This window comes from Amycolatopsis thermalba (assembly GCF_003385215.1).
Lineage (GTDB): Bacteria > Actinomycetota > Actinomycetes > Mycobacteriales > Pseudonocardiaceae > Amycolatopsis_E > Amycolatopsis_E thermalba.
In genome coordinates, this window is sequence record NZ_PQHW01000023.1 from 21,631 (window position 1) to 41,780 (window position 20,150).

A 20,150-nucleotide genomic window follows, 5' to 3' on the forward strand; every position below is an offset into this window, starting at 1 on the left:
CAGGGAAACCGAAGGAGGACGTCATGACACTCGCCGAGGTGCTGCCCAGCGTGGGCCTCGCCGGTGAACCGCCGCTGGACGAGGGCCTGTGGCCGCGCACCACCCGTCTCGCCGAGGGCGGTGACCTGACCTGCGGCGGGGTGAGCCTGTCCCGGCTCGCCGCGCGGTTCGGCACGCCGGTGCAGGTGCTCGACGAAACCGAGATCCGGCACCGCGCCGAGACGCTGCGCGCCGCGTTCCCGGGCGCCGAGATCGCCTTCGCCACCAAGGCACTGCCCGTGCGCGGGGTGCTCCGGCTGCTGGGCTTCAGCGCGGACGTCTGCTCGGCCGGGGAGATCGCGATGGCGCGCTCGGCGGGCGTGCCGGGCGACCGGATCCTGGTGCACGGCAACGTGAAGACCCCGGAGGACCTCAAGGCCGCGTTCACCGCGCGCGCCGGCCGGATCGTGGCCGACTCCGGCGACGAGATCGACCAGCTCGCCGCGCTCGCCCCCGCCGGGCAGCGGGTCCTCGTGCGGGTCACCCCGGGCGTCGACGCGCACACCCACCGCGCGCTGGCCACCGCCGTCGACGGCCAGAAGTTCGGGTTCTCCCTCGCCTCGGGCGCCGCGCTGGACGCCGTGGGGCACGTCCTCGCCCAGCCGGGCCTGCGGGCCGCCGGGCTGCACTGCCACCTCGGGTCGCAGGTCCGCGACACCGGCGCCTACGCCGAAGCCGTACGGCGCATGGTGCACCTGCTCGCCCAGGTCCGCGACCGGCACGGGGTGACGCTCGACCAGCTCGACCTCGGCGGCGGGTTCGCCGTGCCCTACCGGCCGGGCGAGGCGGCCTTCGACCTGACCGGCGCCGCCCGCCGCATCCTGGGCACGCTGCGCCTGGAGTGCGACCGCCACCGGCTCGGAGTCCCGGCCCTGGTGCTGGAACCCGGCCGCTGGCTCGTCGCGACGGCCGGAATCACGCTGTACCGGGTGGCCGCGGTGAAGGACGGCTTCGTCGCGGTGGACGGCGGCATGAGCGACAACCCGCGCCCCGCGCTGTACGGCGCGCGCTACACCGCCCGGCTCGTCGGACGGCACACCAGGGCGCCCCGCCGCCCGGTGACCATCGCCGGCCGGCACTGCGAGGCCGGGGACATCCTGGCCGAGGACGCCCCGCTGCCCGCCGACGTCCGCCCCGGCGACCTGCTGGCGGTGCCGGTGAGCGGCGCCTACCACCACGCGCTGGCGTCGAACTACAACCTGACCGGCCGCCCACCACTGGTCGCCGTCGCCGCCGGCGCGGCGCGGGTGCTGGTGCGCCGGGAGACCGAGGAGGACCTGCTGCGCCGCGACGTGGGCTGATCCGGGAAGCTCGGCACATGGTCTCGGTATTGCAGAACGTCGCGATCGACTGCGCGGACGCCTACGAGCTGGCCCGGTTCTGGAGCGGGGTGACCGGCCGTCCGCTCCACCCGGACGACCGGCCGGGCGATCCGGAGACGCAGGTGCTGCTCGCGGAGGGCCCGGTGCTGCACTTCAACCAGGTGCCCGAGCCCAAGACGATCAAGAACCGGATCCACCTGTGCCTGCGCCCGGAGACCTCGCGCGACGAGGAGGTGGCGCGGCTGCTGGGCCTCGGCGCCACGTTCGTCGCCGACCGCCGGAACCCGGACGGTTCCGGCTGGGCCGTCCTCGCCGACCCCGAGGGCAACGAGTTCTGCGTGCTGCGCAGCGAGTCCGATCGGGCCGCGGGGGAATCCTGACGCGCCGGGTCAGTTCCGCGCCGCCAGTGTCGTGTCGATGAACGCGCGCGTCGCGGCGGTGACCGGGCCGCTGCGGTGCACCAGCCACTGCGGCAGCCGCTCCGGCGGGTCGAACCGGTAGACGTCCGCGCCCGCCCGGACGGCCAGGTCCGACCAGCCGTCCGGCATCAGCCCCGCCCCGATGCCCTTCAGCACCATCGGCAGCACCACGCCCCGGTCCCCGGCCTCGGCCGCGATCGTCATGTCCCCCACGGTCGCCGCCAGCCGGTCGAACAGCGCCCGCACCGCCGTGGCCGGCTTGGTGACCACGAACCGCATGCCGCGCAGCATCTCCGGCGCCACCGCGGGCCCCGGCACGCCGAGCGCGCCGGGCGGCACGACCAGCAGGAACTCCTCGTCCCGCAGGTGGTGCGTCACCAGCCCCTGCCCGGACGGCCGCTCCGCGCTGCCGCACACCCCGACCTCGCACCGGCCCTGCAGCACCATCGCGACCACCTCGGCCGCCGACATCGCCGACGTCGTGCTGACCGTGACCCCCGGATGCCGCCGCGCCAGCTCGGCGATCACGCTGGTGACCGGTTCCAGCCCGGACGACGAGGTCGCGGCGACGTCCACCAGCCCGGCCGCGCCGTCCCCGATCGCGCCCGCCGCGGCCCGCAACGCGTCCAGGTCCCGCAGCACCAACCGGGCCCGGCCGGTCAGCGCCTCGCCCGCGGTGCTCAGCACGGCGTGGCGGCCGACCCGGTGGAACAACGTGACGCCCAGCTCGTGTTCGAGCTTGCCGATCGCGCGGGACAGCGACGGCTGCGCGACGTGCAACGCCTTCGCCGCCGCGGTGAACCCGCCGTGCTCGACGATCGCGACGAAGTACTCCAGCTGGCGGCGTTCCACCACGGCTCCCATCGATAGCGAACGGCTATGGGGATGGTGTCACACATGTCTTGGACGTTCACCCGTTCGAGGGTGTCTACTCGATCCGTGTTCACCACCCGTCCCACGCTGCAGGGCACTCACGGCATGGTGTCGTCGACCCACTGGCTCGCCTCCGCCACGGCGATGGCGGTGCTGGAGGACGACGGCAACGCCTTCGACGCGGCCGTGGCCGCCGGGTTCGTGCTGCACGTCGTCGAACCGCACCTCAACGGTCCCGGCGGCGAGGTGCCGATCATCCTCGCGCCCGCCGGCCAGGCGCCGCGCGTGCTGTGCGGGCAGGGCCCGGCCCCGGCGGGGGCGACGGTCGCGCACTACACCTCGCTCGGCCTGGACCTGGTGCCCGGCACCGGCCCGCTGGCCGCCGCCGTGCCCGGCGCGTTCGACGCCTGGATGCTGCTGCTGCGCGACCACGGCACCAAGACGCTGGCCGAGGTGCTGCGCTACGCCATCGGCTACGCCGAGCACGGGCACCCGGCGGTCGAGCGGATCGGCTCGACCATCGCCAGCGTGCGGGAGCTGTTCGAGACCGAGTGGACCAGCTCCGCGGAGATCTACCTGCGCGACGCGCGCCCGCCGAAGCCCGGTGAGATGCTGCGCAACCCGGCGCTGGCCGCGACCTGGCGCCGGGTGATCGCCGAGGCCGAAGCCGCCGGCGCGGGCCGGGAGACCCAGATCGAGGCCGCCCGCCGGATCTGGCGCGAGGGCTTCATCGCCGAGGCGATCGCCGAGGCCGCCGCCCGCCCCACCCTGGACACCTCCGGCGAACGCCACGCCGGCACCCTGACCGCCGACGACCTCGCCGCGTTCGAAGCCGGCTACGAGGACCCGGTCACCTACGACTGGCAGGGCTGGACGGTCGCCAAGTGCGGCCTGTGGAGCCAGGGGCCGTCGTTCCTGCAGCAGCTCGCCCTGCTGCCGGACGGTCTCGAGTACGGCACCCCGGACTACCTGCACACGCTGATCGAGGGCACCAAGCTCGCCATGGCCGACCGCGAGGCGTGGTACGGCGACAGCACCGGCGTCTCGCTGGACACCCTGCTGTCCGCGTCCTACAACGACTCCCGCCGCGCCCTGATCGGCGAGCGGGCGTCGGCCGAACTGCGGCCCGGCTCGCCCGACGGCCGTCAGCCGCGGCTGAGCAAGCAGGCCGAACTGGCGCTCAGCGGCGCGGTCCCGCCGCCGCCCGCCGCGGGCGCCGGTGAGCCGACCGTCGCCAAGGACGGCGCCACCCGCGGCGACACCTGCCACCTCGACGTGGCCGACCGGTGGGGCAACCTGATCGCGGCGACCCCGAGCGGCGGCTGGCTGCAGTCCAACCCGGTCATCCCGGCCCTCGGCTTCCCGCTGGGCACCCGGCTGCAGATGGCCTGGCTCGACGAGGGCCTGCCCAACTCCCTGGTACCCGGCCGCCGCCCGCGCACCACGCTGTCGCCGTCGATGGCGCTGCGCGACGGGGTGCCGGTGATGGCGTTCGGCACGCCCGGCGGGGACCAGCAGGACCAGTGGAGCGTGCATTTCTTCCTCGCCGTCGCGCTGCGCGGAACGGTACGCGGAAGCCTCGACCTGCAGGGCGCGATCGACGCCCCGAACTGGCACACCGACAGTTTCCCGAGTTCGTTCTACCCGCGCGCGATGAAACCGGGCAGCGTCACCGTCGAATCGCGCATCGGCGATTCCGCGATAACCGAACTGCGCCGCCGTGGGCACGATGTCGAGATCGCCGACCCGTGGTCGGAGGGACGGCTCTGCGCGGTCGCCCGCGACCCGGAAACCGGTGTGCTGTCAGCGGGTGCGAACCCGCGCGGCATGCAGGGCTACGCCGTCGGACGCTAGCCCGCGACATTTCCGAAAACGGAAATCAGCGGTCCGATCCATCCCCCCGGACCGCTGTTTTTCCTGCCCGCGCGGCGACCGTGATTCGTTACCGGAATTAACTCGCCGGAAATCGATGACAAACCGCGGGAAACTACCGTAGGCTGCGCACACATTCGAACGCGCTGGAGTTTGCCCATGCCCCACGAGAAGTCCCGGTGGCGCGTTTTCGCGTCACTCGCGGCGGTCACCGTGGCGCTCACCGCGTGCGTGCCGGTTCAGCACGTGGCGAGCACCGCCGAGCACACCGACGACTACGGCACGCCGGTCGGCGCCCAGGCCGTGCAGGCCGGGGGCGAGCTCGTGATGGGCCTGTCGTCCGAGCCGGACCGGCTCGACCCGACCACGTCCAGCTCGCTCTACACGCGGTACGTGATGAGTTCGATCTGCGAGAAGCTCTACGACCTGGATGCGTCCGGGCAGATCGTGCCGCAGCTGGCCACCGCGCTGCCGGCGCTGTCCGCGGACGGCCTCACGGTCACCATCCCGGTGCGCACCGGCATCACGTTCGCCGACGGCACCCCGTTCGACGCCGCCGCCGTCCGCACCAGCCTGCAACGCCACCTCACGCTCAAGGGCTCGCAGCGGGCCAGCGAGATGGGTCCCGTGCAGAGCGTCGAGGCGCCCGACGCGACCCACGTCGTGCTCACCTACAAACGCCCGTTCGCGCCGATCACCGCCGCGCTGGCCGACCGCGCCGGGATGATCCTGTCCCCCGCCGCGCTGGCGGCCGATGGCGCGAACTTCGGCGACCACCCGGTGTGCGTGGGGCCGTTCAAGTTCGTCAAGCGCGTGCCGCAGACCTCGATCGAGGTCGAGCGCGACCCGCTGTACTACGACGCGGCGCACGTCCACTTCGACCGCATCCTGTACCGGATCATGCCCGACGCCAACATCCGCGCCGCGAACCTGCGCTCCGGTGACATCCAGGTCGCCGACCTGATCTCGCCGCAGGACGTCGACGCGCTGGCCAAGGACCCGGACCTGAAGGTGCTGCAGTCCCCGTCGCTGGGCTACCAGGGCGTCACCATCAACACCGGCAACGTCGACGGCGCCGGCACCCCGGCCAAGCCGATCGACACCCCGATCGCGCGCGATCGGCGGGTGCGGGAGGCGTTCGCCGCGAGCATCGACCGGCAGACCCTGGTCGACACCGTCTTCAACAACTGGTTCGACGTGGCCTGCTCCCCCATCGCGCCGCAGTCGCCGTACGCGACACCGGCCAGCAACGCCTGCCCCGCCTTCGACCCGGCGCGGTCGCGGCGGCTGCTGGCCGAGGCCGGCGTGCCGGTGCCCTACACCGTCACGCTGCAGGTGTCCAACAGCCAGGACCAGCTGCGCTACGCCCAGGCGCTGCAGGCCAGCGTCGCCGAGGGCGGGTTCGACCTGAAGATCGTCCCGGTCGAGTACTCGACGCTGCTGGACGTGCAGAAGCGCGGCGCGTTCGAGGTGCTGCAGCTGGGCTGGTCGGGCCGCATCGACCCGGACGCCAACACCGCGCGGTTCCTGTCGTCGGGCTCGGCCGGCAACTACGGCGGGTTCGCCTCGCCCGAACTGGACGATCTGCTCGCCAGGGCCGCCCGCACCACCGACACCGCCGCCCGCGCCGAGCTGTACGGCCAGGCCACGCGGGTGATCCAGCGGGAGAACCCGATCGTCTACACCTACCGGCTGCGCAACCTCACCGTCCACTCGGCCCGGGTGGCCGGGGTCGAGGTGTACGCCGACGGCGTGGTCCGGCTCGGCAAGGCCGCCTTCCGCGCGGGCCAGGAGGGCTGACGACCATGCTGCGTTACCTGTTCCACCGGCTCTGGCAGTCCGCGGTCACGCTGGTGCTCGCCTCGATCGTGGTGTTCGCCGGGGTGCGCGCGCTGCCCGGCGACCCGGCGCTGGCGATGGCGGGCGAGGAGGCCGACGCCGAGACGCTGGCCGCCGTGCGCGCCCAGCTCGGCCTCGACCAGCCGCTGCCGGTGCAGTACTTCAAGTTCCTCGGCAACGCGGTGACCGGCGACTTCGGCCGCTCGACCCGCACCGGCACGCCGGTGACCGAGATGATCGGCACGACCCTGCCGGTCACCGTGCAGCTCGCGGTGTACGCGATGCTGATCGCGGTGCTGGCCGGCGTGCTGCTCGGCGTGCTCGCCGCGGTGTTCCGCGGCCGCTGGCCGGAGTGGGCCGCCAACGGGTTCTCGCTGTTCGCCCTGTCGGTGCCGACGTTCTGGCTCGGCATCCTCGCCGTGGTCTACCTGTCCGTCCAGCTGGGATGGTTCCCGGCGTCGGGATACGTGTCCCCGCTGAAGGATCCGCTGCGCGGCGTGTACTACCTGACGCTGCCCGCGGTGATCCTCGGCCTGTCGCACGCCGCGGTGGTGCAGCGCCAGACCCGCGCCTCGATGACCGGCACGCTGACCGCCGACTTCGTGCGCACCGCGCGGGCGAAGGGCCTGGGCCGCGGCGCGGTGATCTTCCGCTACGGGCTGCGCAACAGCCTCATCGTGGTCACCACGATCGTCGGCCTGCAGCTGGGCGGGCTGATCGCCGGGGCGGTGGTCACCGAGCGGATCTTCAGCCTGCCCGGCATCGGCAAGCTCACGCTCGACTCGGTGTTCAGCCGGGACTACCCGGTGATCCAGGCCGTCGTGCTGGTGATCACCTTCGCCTACATCGTCATCAACCTGCTGGTCGACGTCCTCTACACGGTCATCGACCCGCGGGTCCGGGTGTCTGGGAGGGCCGCATGACCGCGCCCGAGGTCACTGCCGAAACCACGCTCGCTCCCGGGCGGGTCCGCGGCCGGGTGTGGCGCAACCTGCTGCGCAACCCGATGGGCATCACCGGCGGCGTGCTGCTGCTGATCGTGCTCGTCGCCGGGATCTTCGCGCCGTGGCTGGCGCCCTACGCACCGTCCGAAGTGCACTTCACGACGCCGTTCCAGCAGCCGGCGACGGTCGGGTTCGCCCTGGGCACCGACGACCTCGGCCGCGACGTGCTCTCCCGCGTGCTGTACGGGACGCGGACCTCGCTCGAGGTCGGGCTGCTGTCGGTGCTGCTCGCGATCGTCGTGGGCGTCCCGCTGGGGCTGCTGGCCGGATACTGGCGGTGGCTCGACGCGATCGTGTCCCGGCTGACCGACCTGATGCTGGCGTTCCCGTTCCTGCTGCTGGCGGTCGGGCTGGCCGCGATCAACGGCGGCGGGCTGACCAACGCGGCGATCGCGCTGGGCATCGCCAACATCCCCACGATGATCCGCGTGGTGCGGGCGGAGACGCTGCGGCTGAAGGACAGCGATTTCGTGCTCGCGGCGCACACCATGCACGCCGGGCCGCTGCGCGTGCTCGGGCAGCACATCCTGCCGAACGCGATGTCGGCGATCATCGTGCAGGCGACGGTGATCATGCCGGCCGCGGTGCTCGGCGAGGCGATCCTGTCGTTCCTCGGGCTGGGCATCCAGCCGCCCGAGCCGAGCCTGGGCATCATGCTCTCCGACGCGCAGCAGTACCTGTTCCGCACCGTGTGGCCGGGGGTGTTCCCGGGCATCGCGCTGGCCCTGATCTGCCTGGGGTTCAACCTGTTCGGCGACGCGCTGCGCGACGCACTCGACCCGAGGAGCTCCCGATGACCGAACCGTTGCTGCGGGTCGAGGACCTGCGGGTGTCCTTCGGCGGCACCGAGGTCGTGCACGGCGCGGACCTGACGATCATGCCCGGGGAGCGGGTCGCCGTGGTGGGCGAGTCCGGGTCCGGCAAGTCGACGACGGCGCACGCGGTGCTGGGCCTGCTGCCCGGATCCGGCCGGGTGACCGGCGGGCGGATCGTGGTGCGCGGCGAGGACGTCACGCACGCCGGCGAAAAGCGGATGCGGCGGCTGCGCGGCCGGGAAATCGGCCTGGTGCCGCAGGATCCGATGACGAACCTGAACCCGGTCGCGCGGGTGGGCAGGCAGGTCGCGGAGACGCTGGTGACGCACGGGCTGGCGAACCGGCGGGAGGCGATGGCGCGGGCGGTGGAGATCCTCGGCGAGGCGGGGCTGCCCGATCCGGCGCGGCGCGCGCGGCAGTACCCGCACGAGTTCTCCGGTGGCATGCGGCAGCGGGTGCTGATCGCGATCGGGCTGGCGTGCCGGCCGGACCTGCTGATCGCCGACGAGCCGACCTCGGCGCTGGATGTCACGGTGCAGCGGCAGATCCTGGACCACCTGGACGGGCTCACCCGCGAGCTGGGCACGGCGATGCTGCTGGTCACGCACGACCTGGGGCTGGCCGCGGACCGGGCCGACCGGGTGGTGGTGATGTCGCAGGGCCGGGTCGTGGAGTCCGGTCCCGCGCGGCGGGTGCTGACGGCGCCGGAGCACGAGTACACGCGGCGGCTGATCGCGGCCGCGCCGTCGCTGAAGGAACCGCTGCCGGTGGCGGCCGCGGCCGCGCCGGTGCTCGAGGTCTCCGGGGTGTCGAAGGAGTACCGGATCCGCGGCGGCGGGGGCGTGTTCAAGGCGGTGGACGACGTGTCGTTCACGGTCGAGCGCGGCCGCACGACGGCGATCGTCGGCGAGTCGGGGTCGGGCAAGACGACGACGGCGCGGATGGTGCTCGGGCTGGTCCCGGTGACCGCCGGCACGATCCGGCTGGACGGGGAGGACGTGCTGGGCCTGCGCGGGGCGCGGCTGAAGGCGGCGCGCCGGGCGATGCAGCCGGTGTTCCAGGACCCGTACGCCTCGCTCGACCCGCTGTTCACGGTGGAGCGGCTGATCAGCGAGCCGTTGCGGGTCTTCCGGATCGGCGACAAGGCGAGCCGCGCGGCGAAGGTGCGGGAGCTGCTGGACCAGGTGGCCCTGCCGTCGTCGGTGGCGCACCGGCACCCGAACGAGCTGTCCGGCGGCCAGCGGCAACGGGTGGCGATCGCGCGGGCCCTGGCGCTGGACCCCAGGCTGGTGGTGTGCGACGAGGCGGTGTCCGCGCTGGACGTCCTGGTGCAGGACCAGATCCTCACCCTGCTGCGGCGCCTGCAGGAGGAGCTGGGGCTCAGTTACCTCTTCATCTCGCACGACCTGGCCGTGGTGCGCGCCATCGCGCACGACGTGGTGGTGATGCGCGCCGGGCGGGCGGTGGAGCAGGGCCCGGTCGGGAAGGTGCTGGCCGCCCCGGAGGAGCCCTACACGCAGGCCCTGCTGGACGCCATCCCGGGAACGGGCGTGTTCGCCTGACCGGTGCGCGCGGACCGGCCGACCAGCGCGACGAGTCAGCTCCGCGGTCGGCCGGGCGTCCTTGCGCCGCGCCACCGTCCAGGCCCCGCGGCGCGCCGCCGGGGCATGCCCTCAGCCGTCCGCGAGCACCGTCTCGAACGCCAGCTCCGCGGCGCCCAGCAGCTTCGCGTCCGTGCCCAGTGCCGAGGTCGCCACCCGGGTGCCGGCCAGGGCCCGGCTCACCAGGCTCCGCTCGCGCACCGAGCGCTCCACCTGCTCGACCAGCACCGGCGGCAGCGCGGTCAGCAGGTCGCCCAGCACGACCAGCTGCGGGCACAGCAGGTTGACCACGTTGCCGAGCCCGAGCGCGAGCCAGTCGGTGAACTCGGCCAGCTTGTCCAGCGCCGCACCGTTCGCCGACAGCAGCCGCAGCTCGTGCACGATCGCGCCGACCGGGCTGTCCTCGTCCAGCCCCAGCGCCCGCGCCAGGGCCCGCTCCCCCACCTCGGTCTCCCAGCAGCCGCGCGAGCCGCAATAGCACTGCCGCCCCCGCGGCCGCACCACCATGTGCCCGACCTCGCCGACGTGGTGCCCGCCGGCGCCGCGCATCGACACCCCGTTGGAGATCACGCCGCCGCCGACGCCGACGTCCGCGCTGATGTAGACCAGGTCGTCGAACCCGCGCGCCACGCCCCGCAGGTGCTCGGCCAGCGCGCCCAGCTCGGCGTCGTTGCCCATGTGCACCGGCAGGTGCAGCGCGCGCGACAGCCACGCGCCGAGCGGGATGTCCGTCCAGTGCAGGTTCGGCGCCTCGTGCACGAACCCGTCGGCGTGCCGCACCACACCCGGCACCGACACCCCGGCCGCGACCGGCTGGACGCCCAGCTCGTCGATCAGCGGGCCGGCCGTGTCGACGATCTTGGTGAACACCTCGCGCGGGTCGTTGGTGGTGGAGCGGATGTTCCACCCGCCCCGCCCGAGGATCTCGCCGCCGATCCCGACCAGCGCCATCCCGGCCCGCTCGACCCGGATGTCGATCGCCAGCACCACCGCGGCCTGCGGCTGCGGCAGCACCAGCAGCGACGGGCGGCCGGCCCCGCTGCGCTGGGCCGGCACCCGTTCCTCGACGAGCCCGTCCTCGGCCAGCCCGTCCACCAGCGCCTTGATCGTGCTGCGGTTCAGCCCGAGATCGGTGGCGAGACTGGCCCGTGTGGACGGACCATGGACGTGCAGCCGGCGCAACAGGGCGGCCCTGTTGTGCCGGCGCACGTCGTCCGGGCGCGTGCCCGCGGTCGGTGTGGTCGTCACCTGCGCTTCCCTGCTGGCCTGTGATCGGCGGTCCTCACCCGTGCCTCAGCGCGCCACCGCGGCACGCTTGCGGGAGAGCGCGTCGACGGCTGCCGCCACCAGTAGGACCAGGCAGGTGATGATGTTAACCGTTGCCGCCTGGAATCCGAGCAGGCCGAGGCCGTTCTGGACGGTCGCCAGCACCAGACCACCGATCACCGCGTCCCGCAGCAGGCCGCGGCCGCCGAACAGCGACGTGCCACCGATCACCGCCGCGCCGACGGCGAACAGCAGCGTGTTGCCGCCACCGGAGTTGCCGTCCACCGCGCCGACCTTGGAGCTGTAGACGATCCCGCCGATCGCGGCCACCGCCGAGCAGATCAGGAACACGCTCATCCGGATCTTGTCGACCTTGATCCCGGCGCGCCGCGCGGCCTCCTTGTTGCCGCCGACCGCGTAGATGTGCCGCCCGTAGCGGGTGCGGTCCAGCACGAACGTGCCGGCGACCAGCAGCACCAGCACGATCGGCACGACGTAGGGCACGCCGGCGATCGTGGTCAGGTCCGGGTTGGGCGAGCGGTTGGTGTTGAGCAGGTAGGTCGCGACCGCGCCGATCACCAGCACCGCGGCGGCCTTGACGAGCACGATCGTCGTCGGCTGCGCCACCAGCCCGCGGCGCAACCGTCCGAAGTGGCGGGTCAGGACGACCGCGGCGTACCCGCCCGCGGCGACGGCGAACATGATCCAGCCGCCCAGGATGGACAGGTTGCCGTTGGCCACCTGGTAGAGCACGTCGCTCTGCCGGATGGAGATCGTGCCGCCCTCGCCGACCAGCTGCAGCAGCAGGCCGTACCAGCCGATGAACAGCGCCAGGGTCACCACGAACGACGGGATGCCGATCTTGGCGACGATGGTTCCGGTCAGCGCGCCGATGACGACGCCGACGCAGATCGCCAGCACGATCTCGATCCACGGGTTGGCCGCGAACCCGGCGAGCATGACGACCGGCACGACGAGCGAGAGCGCCGCGCCGATCCAGACGCGCATCCACACGCACAGCGCGGCCGCCACGATCGACCCGGCGATGAACCCGTAGAACACCGTGCTGCCGAAGTTGCCCAGCAGGTTGCCGTTCTGCGTGAAGTGCAGCGCCATCACCGACGCCGCGAGCCCGGAGGCGGTGCCCGCGGACAGGTCGATCTCGCCGAGCAGCAGCACCGGCACGATGCCCATCGCGATGATGGTCTGCCCGGCGCCCTGCGCGAACAGGTTCGCGATGTTGTTCAGCGACAGGAAGGTGTCGGACAGCCCGGTGAAGACCAGCACCAGCACGAGCAGGCCGAGCAGCGCGGGCAGGGCGCCCAGCTCGCCGCCGCGCAGGCGCCCGAAGTAGTCACCGATCGCCTCGCGGGTGGACCGCGAGGTGGTGTCGATGCCGAAGTCCGAGATCGCCGCCGGGGGCCGGCCCGAGCCGGGCTTGGTGGGGGTTTCAGTCATGGCCACTTCTTTCCTCACACGGCCGCGGTCTCGGGGCGGGCCAGGCCGAGGTCGCCGGACCGGCCCGCGGTGATCAGTTCGACGACCTGGCTGTTCGTGACGTCCTTGGTGGCGACGTCGGCGGCCAGCCGGCCGAGGTAGAGGGTCGCGATGCGGTCGGCCACCTCGAACACGTCGTTCATGTTGTGGCTGATCAGCACCACACCCAGGCCCTGCTCGGCCAGGCGCCGGACCAGGTCGAGCACCTGCCGGGTCTGCGCCACGCCGAGCGCGGCGGTCGGCTCGTCGAGCAGCACGACCTTGCTGTTCCACAGCACGGCCTTGGCGATCGCGACCGTCTGCCGCTGCCCGCCGGACAACGACGACACCGGGGTGCGCACCGACTTGACCGTGCGCACCGACAGCGACGCCAGAGTCTTGCGCGCGGCCAGCTCCATCGCCGCCTCGTCGAGCAGGCCGCGCTGGTTGCGCTCGCGGCCGAGGAACATGTTCTGGACGATGTCGAGGTTGTCGCACAGCGCGAGGTCCTGGTAGACGACCTCGATGCCCAGCGCGGCGGCGTCGCGCGGGTTGTGGATGTGGACCGGCTCGCCTTCGAAGACGATCTCGCCGCTGTCGATCGGGTGGATGCCGGCGATGCACTTGACGAGCGTGGACTTCCCGGCGCCGTTGTCGCCGACCAGCGCGGTGACCTCCCCCGCGCGCACCTGGAAGTCCACGTCGTGCAGGACGTGCACCGGCCCGAAGCTCTTGTTGACGCCTCGCAGCGCGAGGACGGGCTCGTTCATGGCAGAACCTCCGCTATCAGTGGCGTGACGCGCGTGCGGGGGACGCGCGGCCGGGGTCACCGGTCCGCGCGTCCCCAGCTCGATGCGCGCCGTCAGGAGATACCCAGCTGCTGGCAGACCGCGGCGGTGTCGCCGCCGCAGATCTCGCTCGCCTTGACGTAACCCTGGTCGACCACCATCTTCACGTTCTCCTTGGTGATCGAGAACGGCTGCAGCAGCACCGACTTGACCGTGCGGTTGCCGGTCGGGTCGGTCGAAGTCTGCTTGGCGATCGCGTCGGCGCCGGCGGTGTCGCCCTTGACCAGCGCGGCGGCCAGCTGCGCGGTGGCGTCGGCCTCCTGCTGGATCGGCTTGAACACCGTCGAGTACTGCTGGCCCTGCAGGATGGACTTCAGGCCGGCGGCGCTGGCGTCCTGGCCGGTGACCGGGACCGAACCGGCGAGGCCGTTCTTCTGCAGCACCGTGATCACGGCACCGGCCATGCCGTCGTTGGCGGCCAGCACACCGTCGACCTTGCCGCCGTTGGCGGACAGGAACTGCTCGAACGTCGCGCCACCGACCGCGTTGTCCCACTTGTCGATGCGCTGGCTGGCGACCTTCTTCAGCGCGCCCGAGCTGTAGAGCGGGCCGAGGACCTCCTGCTGCCCGTTGTAGAACAGGGTCGCGTTGTTGTCCGTCGGCGAGCCCTCGATCTCGATGACCTGGGCGCCGGGCTTGTTCTTCAGCGCGTCCGCGAGCGCCTGGCCCTGCAGGCGGCCGACCTGGACGTTGTCGAAGCTGACGTAGTAGTCGGCGCTGCCACCGAGGTTGAGGCGGTCGTAGTTGATGACCGGAACGCCCTGCTGCTTGGCCTTCTGCTCGACGGTGGCGCCGACGTCCCCGCTGGGCGCGGCGATGATCAGGACCTTGACGCCCTGGCTGAGCATGCTGTCGGCCTGCTGCGCGAACCGCTGGTTGTCGCCCTGGGCGTTCTCGATGATCGGGCTGAGCCCGGCCTTCGTCAGCGCCGACTGGAGCATCGGCTGGTCGAAGCCGGCCCACCGGGCCGAGGTCGCGGTTTCGGGCAGGATCACGCCGACCTTCGGGCCGCCGTTGTCGGACCCGCCGCTCCCACCGCTTTCGTTGTTGGCGCTGTTCGCACCGCACGCGGTCAGCGCCAGGACGAGCCCGGTGCCCGCGGCGGCCAGCGCGAGGGTCTTTCTCCGCTTCATTGCGTCCCCTTGGCAGGAATGTTGTGGCTCACAACATTTGAATGTTGTGGCCGACAACATACGTCGTAACCGCGTGTGAGGGAAGCCCGCTCCGACACGTTCCGGTAACAAAAGGGCCGCGATCCTCAAGTCTCGGACGGACGGGCAGGCCTTCCGGCCCTACCGGGCAAAACGGGGTGGGCACCGGCGTAGCCGCCCCAGTCGATCACCGCGCACGGCACGTCGCCGACCACCCAAGCGTCGTGGCCGGGCGGGCAGATCATGACGTCCCCGGGCCCGAAGCCGGCCTGGTCGCCGTCGTCCATGCGGATCGTCATCCGTCCGGACAGGACGTAGCCGGTGTGGTTCGCCTGACAGCTCTCCGTACCCGCGATCGGTTGATGTGCTGGGACCACCGCCAGCCCGGGTGGAACGTCGCGCGACCCGCGGCTACGCCGGCTACGCCAAGCGGCGCTAGCCCAGCCAGGCGGCGAAGTCGTCGCGCAGCGAGACACCCGCCACGCGCTCCGCGTGCGCGACGAACTCCTCGGTCGTGACCGTGCCGTGCGCGTGCCCGGCCACCCACGACCGCAGCAGGCCGAAGAACACCTCGTCGCCCACGCGGGCGCGCAGCCCGTGCAGCACCAGGGCCCCGCGCTTGTACACCTGCTCGTCGAACAGGCGCGCCACCCCGGGGTCGCCGATCGCGACGTCGGTGCCCACCCGCGCCCGCCAGTCACGCGCCAGCGCCGCTGCGGACGCGCCGCCGGAGGCCTCCGACCACAGCCACTCCGCGTAGGTGGCGAAGCCCTCGTTGAGCCAGATGTGCCGCCAGCCGGCGACCGTGAGGCTGTTGCCGAACCACTGGTGCGCCAGCTCGTGCACCACCAGCCGCTCGAACGTGCGACGGCCGTCGACGTGGTTGGCGCCGAAGATCGCCATCCCCTGCGCCTCGATCGGGTCGTCCAGGTCGTCGTCGGTGACCACCACGACGTACTCGCCGAACGGGTACGGCCCGAACCACTCGGTCAGCCGCGCCATCATCTCCGGCTGGCGGCCGAAGTCGTGCGCGGCCGCCGCACGCAGCCGCCGCGGCACCGCGAGCCGTTGCCCCGCGCCGAGTTCCAGCTCGTCGTACCGTCCGATCTGGACACTCATCAGGTACGGCGCGGTCGGCTCGCGCCGCTCGAACACCCACGTCGTCGCGCTGCCCCCGGCCCGCCGGGCGACCAGGTCCCCGGTCACCAGCACGGTGTAGGCCGACGCGGTGGTCAGCGACACCCGGTAGGCCGCCTTGTCGCCGGGCCGGTCGTTGCACGGGAACCAGGACGGCGCCCCGGTCGGCTGGCTCGCCACGAGCGCGCCGTCGGTCAGCTCGTCCCACCCGATCTCGCCCCACCGGCTCGCGACCGGACGCGGGTTGCCGGCGTAGCGCACCTCGACGGTGAACTCGCCGCGCACCGGGCGGGCCGGTGCGACCACGAGCTTGCCGCCGCGGTGGGTGAACCGCGCGGTCCGCCCGTCGACGCGCACGCCCTTGACGCTGAACCCGGCCAGGTCGAGCGGGATCCGGTTCAGCTCGTCCACCGCGACGGCGGACAGGACCGCCCGCGCGCTCAACCGGTTCGGCCCGATCTTGTAGTCCAGCTCCAGGTCGTAGTGCGTGACCCGGTAGCCGGTGCTGCCGTGGCCGAGCGTGTAGTCCGCGCGGCTCACGCCCGCCACGCCGCGATCGGGTTGCCCAGCCAGCGGCTGTCGGCCGGGACGGCGTCGCCGCGGGTCACCAGCGAACCCGGGCCCACGGTGGTGCGCGCGCCGATGCTGGCGCCGGGCAGCACGATCCCGTGCGGGCCGACGGTCGCGCCCCCGGCCACGGTCACCTCGCTCATGCGCATGATCCGATCATGGAACAGGTGGGTCTGCACGACACAGCCGCGGTTCACGGTCGCGCCGTCGCCCAGCCGCACCAGGTCCGTCTCCGGCAGCCAGTAGGTCTCCAGCCACACCCCGCGGCCGATCTTCGCGCCCATCGTGCGCAGCCAGCACGGCAGCAGCGGCGTGCCCGCGCTCCAGCCCACCAGCCACGGCACGGCGAGCGTCTCGACGAACGTGTCGGCCAGCTCGGTGCGCCACACGAACGAACTCCACAGCGGGTGGTCCACCGCGCGGAACCGGCCGGTCAGCGCCCACTTCACCGCCGTGGTCACCGCACCCGCCACCAGCCCGGCGCCGAGCAGCACGACCGGCGCGGCGAGCGCGGCCACGACCAGCCCCGCCGCCGACCGCACGGCCGCCAGCGCCGCGAGCACCAGCACCGCGAGCGCGACCGCGCACATCACCGGCACGATCCGGCACAGCTCGACCGCCGCCCGCGCGACCTTCAGCCGCGACGGGGGCGCGAACGTGCGGCTCGCATCCGCCGTCTCGACCGCACGGCGCAGCGGCATCGGCGGCATGCCGAGGTAGGACGAGCCCTTCTTCGCCTTGCGCGGCGCGGAGGACAGCACCCCGACCAGGCCGCGCTTGGGCACCGCGCGCCCGGCCGCGGCCATGCCGGAGTTGCCGAGGAACGCCTGCTTGCCGATGCGCGTCGGGGCGACGTGCAGCCAGCCGTGGCCCAGCTCGTAGGTGGCGACCATGGTGTCGTCGGCGAGGAACGCGCCGTCGTCGACCTGCGTCATCCGCGGCACCGCGAGCACCGTCGAAACCTCCGCGCCGCGGCCGACCTTCGCGCCCAGCAGCCGCCGCCACACCGGCGTGAACAGGCTCGCGTACAGCGGGAACAGCACCTGGCGGGCCAGGTCCATCAGCCGCTCGGTGGCCCACACCTGCCACGCGATCCGGCCGTGCACCGGGTGGTAGCCCTGGTGCAGGCCCAGCCCGAGCAGCCGCACGGACACCAGCACCAGCAGCGCGTACGTGCCGAACGCGGCGAGCGTCGCCACCGGCACCGCCAGCAACGCGGCACCCAGCGCGGCGCCGATGGTCGTCGAATCCGCGACCGCGGCGCCCAGCACCAGCAGGCCGGGCACGGCGGCGAGCACCGGGAACAGGCCCAGCACGAACGACGCGGCGCCGTAGGCGAAGGCCCAGAACCGCGACCGCGGCGGCCGGCTGGACGGCCAGCGCAGCGCGCCCTTGCCGTCGCGGCGGGCGGGCGAACCGGCCCAGCGCTGACCGGCCGGCACCGCGCCCAGCACGGTCGACCCGGCCGCGATCTCCGCGCCCTTGCCGATCCGCGCCCCGGGCAGCAGCACGCTGCGCGCGCCGACGCGGGCACCGGCGCCGATGCGGATCTTGCCGAGGTGCACGACGTCGCCGTCCACCCAGTGCCCGGACAGGTCCACCTCGGGCTCCACGGCCGCCCCGCGGCCCAGCTTGAGCAGCCCGGTGACCGGCGGCGGGGTGTGCAGATCGACGTCCTTGCCCACCTTCGCGCCCAGCGCGCGGGCGTAGAGCGTCATCCAGCTCGCGCCCGAAATCCCGGCCGCACCGGCGGCCTCGGCGAGCCGTTCGGCCGCCCACAGTCGCAAGTGGACCCGGCCACCACGCGGGTGGGTGCCCGGGCGGACCCCGCGCAGCAACAGCCGGGCGCCGCCCGCCGCGATGCCGATGCGGCCCGGCGGGCTGAACAGCACCAGCCACGCCAGGGCGAGCGACCACCACGGCACCGCGGGCGCCCACGCGACACCGGTCATCGAGAGCACAGTGGACAGTGCGGCCAGCGCGGTCAGCCAGCGCAGGCCGGTCAGGGCGAGCACCGGCACGGCCAGCACGGCCTGGACGGCTCCCGCCCGGCGCGGCACCGGACGGACATCGCGCCGCCGGGCGGTTTCCCCCTCCAGGCCGTCCAGCAGCGCGGCGAGCTGCCCGAGCTTCGGGTGCCGGTAGAGGTCGGCGACCGAGACCTGCGGGTGCCGGGTGCGGATGCGCGCGACCAGCTGCGCCGCGGTGAGGCTGCCACCACCATTGGTGAAGAAGTCCGCGCCCGGATCGGTGACCGGCACGCCGAGGATCTCGGCCCAGCCCTCGGCGAGCCACGACTCGGTGGGCGTCAACGCCGCCACACTGTCCACTGTGGCCAGCGGCCAGGGCAGCGCGGCGCGGTCGACCTTGCCGGAGGTCCGGGTGGGCAGATCGTCCACGACCGCGAGCAGCGGCACCAGCGCGGCGGGCAGCCGGTCCCGGAGCAGAGCCGACGCCTCGGCGGTGCCGAACTCGCCCTGCGGCACGACGTAACCGACGAGGACCTGGTTGCCCGCCTTGGTGGTGCGGATCGCGGCGGCGGCTCCGGCGACGCCGGGCAGCGCCTGCAGCGCGGCGTCCACCTCGCCCAGCTCGATGCGGCGGCCGCCGAGCTTGACCTGCTCGTCGGCTCGGCCCAGGAAGACCAGCCCCGCGGGCTCGGCGCGCACCAGGTCGCCGCTGCGATAGGCGCGCTCCCAGCCCAGCGCGGGCAGCGGCGCGAACTTCTCGGCGTCCTTCACCGGATCCAGGTAACGGGCCAGGCCGGCGCCGCCGATCACCAGCTCACCGGACTCCCCCATCGCCACCGGCTCCCCGGCCGCATCGACGACCACGAGGTCCCAGCCGGCCAGCGGCAGCCCGATCCGCACCGGGCCCTCACCGGTCAGCGGCGCGGCGCAGGCGACCACCGTGGCCTCGGTGGGGCCGTAGGTGTTCCACACCTCGCGGCCCTCGACGGCGACCCGCCCGGCCAGCTCCGGCGGGCACGCCTCGCCGCCGAAGATCAGCAGCCGCACGTCCTCCAGCGCCTCGGCCGGCCACAGCGCGGCCAGCGTCGGCACGGTGGACACGATCGTGATGCGCTGCGCGACCAGCCACGGCCCCAGGTCCACCCCGGTGCGCACGAGCGCGCGCGGTGCCGGCACCAGGCACGCGCCGTGCCGCCAGGCCAGCCACATCTCCTCGCACGAGGCGTCGAAGGCGACCGACAGCCCGGCCAGCACCCGGTCACCGGGCCCGATCGGTTCCTCGGTGAGGAACAGCCGGGCCTCGGCGGCGACGAAGGCGGCCGCCGAGCCGTGGCTGACCGCCACCCCCTTGGGTTTGCCGGTCGAGCCGGAGGTGAAGATGATCCACGCGTCGTCCTCCGGCGCGGGCGGCCCGGTGCGGCGGCCGGGCTCGGCGAGCATCGTCAGCCCGTCGTCCATCAGCACCGCGCACACCCCGGCCTCGCCGAACACCAGCTCGGCCCGCTCGTCCGGGTCGTCGGCGTCGACCGGCACGTACGCCGCGCCCGCGGCGAGCACGCCCAGGATCGCGACGTAGAGGTCGGCGGTGCCGGAGGAGATCCGCACGCCGACGCGGTCACCGCGGCCTACGCCCTCGGCGGCCAGCCGCCGGCCCAGCGCCTGCGCCTCCTCGGACAGCCTGCGGTAGCTCAGGACCCGCGCACCGTCGTCGAGCGCCGCCGCGTTCGGGTGCCGCGCGGCGGTGGCGGCCAGCACGTCCAGCAGCGTGCGCCGGGCCGCGGCGGGTCCACCCGGGAACAGGGCCCGCTCCGGGGCCAGCACCCCGGGCAGCATCGGATCGAGAACGGGCGCGCCCATGGAGTTCACCTTCCGCCAGCGGCCGGGCCGGAACTCGCGAAAAGAGTGAGGCGCCCGCGCGGGACGATCACTCTACCCGAGGTGAACACCG

The 20,150-nt window shown here is 73.3% G+C and carries 15 protein-coding genes; 7 read left to right on the plus strand and 8 right to left on the minus strand.

Annotation, left to right across the window (positions count from 1 at the left end; translation table 11 throughout):
* Positions 1-23 precede the first annotated feature (23 nt).
* Together lysA and D0D15_RS12385 are read left to right on the plus strand one after the other, a co-directional pair.
* Entirely contained in the window at positions 24-1,340 is a 1,317-nt protein-coding gene (gene lysA / locus D0D15_RS12380) for a diaminopimelate decarboxylase (protein WP_115944440.1), read from the plus strand.
* Between the two features lie 17 nt (positions 1,341-1,357).
* The gene (locus D0D15_RS12385; protein WP_094008668.1) at positions 1,358-1,741 is read left to right on the plus strand and encodes a VOC family protein; all 384 of its coding nucleotides are present in this window, start codon (positions 1,358-1,360) and stop codon (positions 1,739-1,741) included.
* A 9-nt stretch (positions 1,742-1,750) separates the two neighbouring features.
* Here the strand turns inward: D0D15_RS12385 and D0D15_RS12390 are convergent, their stop codons facing one another.
* Positions 1,751-2,632 (minus strand): LysR family transcriptional regulator, encoded by an 882-nt coding sequence (locus D0D15_RS12390; RefSeq protein WP_167481498.1) that lies wholly within the window; start codon positions 2,630-2,632, stop codon positions 1,751-1,753.
* A gap of 87 nt (positions 2,633-2,719) precedes the next feature.
* On the opposite strand from D0D15_RS12390, the gene D0D15_RS12395 reads away from it, so the two are divergent.
* The 5 genes from D0D15_RS12395 to D0D15_RS12415 all read left to right on the plus strand — a co-directional run bounded on the left by D0D15_RS12395 (position 2,720) and on the right by D0D15_RS12415 (position 9,745).
* Complete coding sequence (locus D0D15_RS12395; protein WP_094008670.1) at positions 2,720-4,507, plus strand: gamma-glutamyltransferase family protein; 1,788 nt, start codon at positions 2,720-2,722, stop codon at positions 4,505-4,507.
* Between the two features lie 177 nt (positions 4,508-4,684).
* Positions 4,685-6,325 (plus strand): ABC transporter substrate-binding protein, encoded by a 1,641-nt coding sequence (locus tag D0D15_RS12400; protein WP_094008671.1) that lies wholly within the window; start codon positions 4,685-4,687, stop codon positions 6,323-6,325.
* A gap of 5 nt (positions 6,326-6,330) precedes the next feature.
* Entirely contained in the window at positions 6,331-7,287 is a 957-nt protein-coding gene (locus tag D0D15_RS12405; RefSeq protein ID WP_094008672.1) for an ABC transporter permease, read from the plus strand.
* Positions 7,284-8,165 carry an ABC transporter permease gene (locus D0D15_RS12410; protein WP_094008673.1) on the plus strand — a complete coding sequence of 294 codons (882 nt, stop codon included), beginning with the start codon at positions 7,284-7,286 and terminating at the stop codon, positions 8,163-8,165. The genes D0D15_RS12405 and D0D15_RS12410 overlap by 4 nt, the downstream gene beginning before the upstream one ends.
* The gene (locus D0D15_RS12415) at positions 8,162-9,745 is read left to right on the plus strand and encodes an ABC transporter ATP-binding protein (RefSeq protein ID WP_094008674.1); all 1,584 of its coding nucleotides are present in this window, start codon (positions 8,162-8,164) and stop codon (positions 9,743-9,745) included. Before D0D15_RS12410 ends, D0D15_RS12415 begins: the two co-directional genes overlap by 4 nt.
* Before the next feature lie 111 nt (positions 9,746-9,856).
* Here D0D15_RS12415 and D0D15_RS12420 read toward each other — a convergent pair whose 3' ends face one another.
* The 7 genes from D0D15_RS12420 to D0D15_RS12450 all read right to left on the minus strand — a co-directional run bounded on the left by D0D15_RS12420 (position 9,857) and on the right by D0D15_RS12450 (position 20,059).
* Entirely contained in the window at positions 9,857-11,032 is a 1,176-nt protein-coding gene (locus D0D15_RS12420; RefSeq protein ID WP_094008675.1) for an ROK family transcriptional regulator, read from the minus strand.
* A gap of 45 nt (positions 11,033-11,077) precedes the next feature.
* Positions 11,078-12,508 carry a sugar ABC transporter permease gene (locus D0D15_RS12425; protein WP_115944442.1) on the minus strand — a complete coding sequence of 477 codons (1,431 nt, stop codon included), beginning with the start codon at positions 12,506-12,508 and terminating at the stop codon, positions 11,078-11,080.
* A 14-nt stretch (positions 12,509-12,522) separates the two neighbouring features.
* Positions 12,523-13,296 (minus strand): ATP-binding cassette domain-containing protein, encoded by a 774-nt coding sequence (locus tag D0D15_RS12430; RefSeq protein ID WP_094008677.1) that lies wholly within the window; start codon positions 13,294-13,296, stop codon positions 12,523-12,525.
* A 92-nt stretch (positions 13,297-13,388) separates the two neighbouring features.
* Positions 13,389-14,507: a sugar ABC transporter substrate-binding protein gene (locus D0D15_RS12435; RefSeq protein ID WP_094008678.1), complete on the minus strand. Its 1,119-nt coding sequence runs from the start codon at positions 14,505-14,507 to the stop codon at positions 13,389-13,391.
* A 125-nt stretch (positions 14,508-14,632) separates the two neighbouring features.
* Positions 14,633-14,824, minus strand: a complete 192-nt coding sequence (locus D0D15_RS37690) for a cupin domain-containing protein (RefSeq protein WP_338024651.1) — start codon at positions 14,822-14,824, stop codon at positions 14,633-14,635.
* A 136-nt stretch (positions 14,825-14,960) separates the two neighbouring features.
* Positions 14,961-16,211, minus strand: coding sequence for a M1 family metallopeptidase (locus D0D15_RS12445; protein WP_094008679.1), 1,251 nt, complete (start codon positions 16,209-16,211; stop codon positions 14,961-14,963).
* A complete protein-coding gene (locus D0D15_RS12450) occupies positions 16,199-20,059 on the minus strand; it encodes a Pls/PosA family non-ribosomal peptide synthetase (RefSeq protein WP_115944443.1) in 3,861 nt (1,286 codons plus the stop codon). The genes D0D15_RS12445 and D0D15_RS12450 overlap by 13 nt, the downstream gene beginning before the upstream one ends.
* Between the last annotated feature and the right edge of the window lie 91 nt (positions 20,060-20,150).

Excerpts from the sequence above, each read along its gene's own strand:
- lysA (WP_115944440.1), top strand. The coding sequence starts at position 24 with ATGACACTCGCCGAGGTGCTGCCCAGCGTGGGCCTCGCCGGTGAACCG.
- D0D15_RS12385 (WP_094008668.1), top strand. The coding sequence starts at position 1,358 with ATGGTCTCGGTATTGCAGAACGTCGCGATCGACTGCGCGGACGCCTAC.
- D0D15_RS12400 (WP_094008671.1), top strand. The coding sequence starts at position 4,685 with ATGCCCCACGAGAAGTCCCGGTGGCGCGTTTTCGCGTCACTCGCGGCG.
- D0D15_RS12405 (WP_094008672.1), top strand. The coding sequence starts at position 6,331 with ATGCTGCGTTACCTGTTCCACCGGCTCTGGCAGTCCGCGGTCACGCTG.
- D0D15_RS12410 (WP_094008673.1), top strand. The coding sequence starts at position 7,284 with ATGACCGCGCCCGAGGTCACTGCCGAAACCACGCTCGCTCCCGGGCGG.
- D0D15_RS12415 (WP_094008674.1), top strand. The coding sequence starts at position 8,162 with ATGACCGAACCGTTGCTGCGGGTCGAGGACCTGCGGGTGTCCTTCGGC.
- D0D15_RS12425 (WP_115944442.1), bottom strand. The coding sequence starts at position 12,508 with ATGACTGAAACCCCCACCAAGCCCGGCTCGGGCCGGCCCCCGGCGGCG.
- D0D15_RS12430 (WP_094008677.1), bottom strand. The coding sequence starts at position 13,296 with ATGAACGAGCCCGTCCTCGCGCTGCGAGGCGTCAACAAGAGCTTCGGG.
- D0D15_RS12435 (WP_094008678.1), bottom strand. The coding sequence starts at position 14,507 with ATGAAGCGGAGAAAGACCCTCGCGCTGGCCGCCGCGGGCACCGGGCTC.
- D0D15_RS37690 (WP_338024651.1), bottom strand. The coding sequence starts at position 14,824 with ATGACGATCCGCATGGACGACGGCGACCAGGCCGGCTTCGGGCCCGGG.
- D0D15_RS12450 (WP_115944443.1), bottom strand. The coding sequence starts at position 20,059 with ATGGGCGCGCCCGTTCTCGATCCGATGCTGCCCGGGGTGCTGGCCCCG.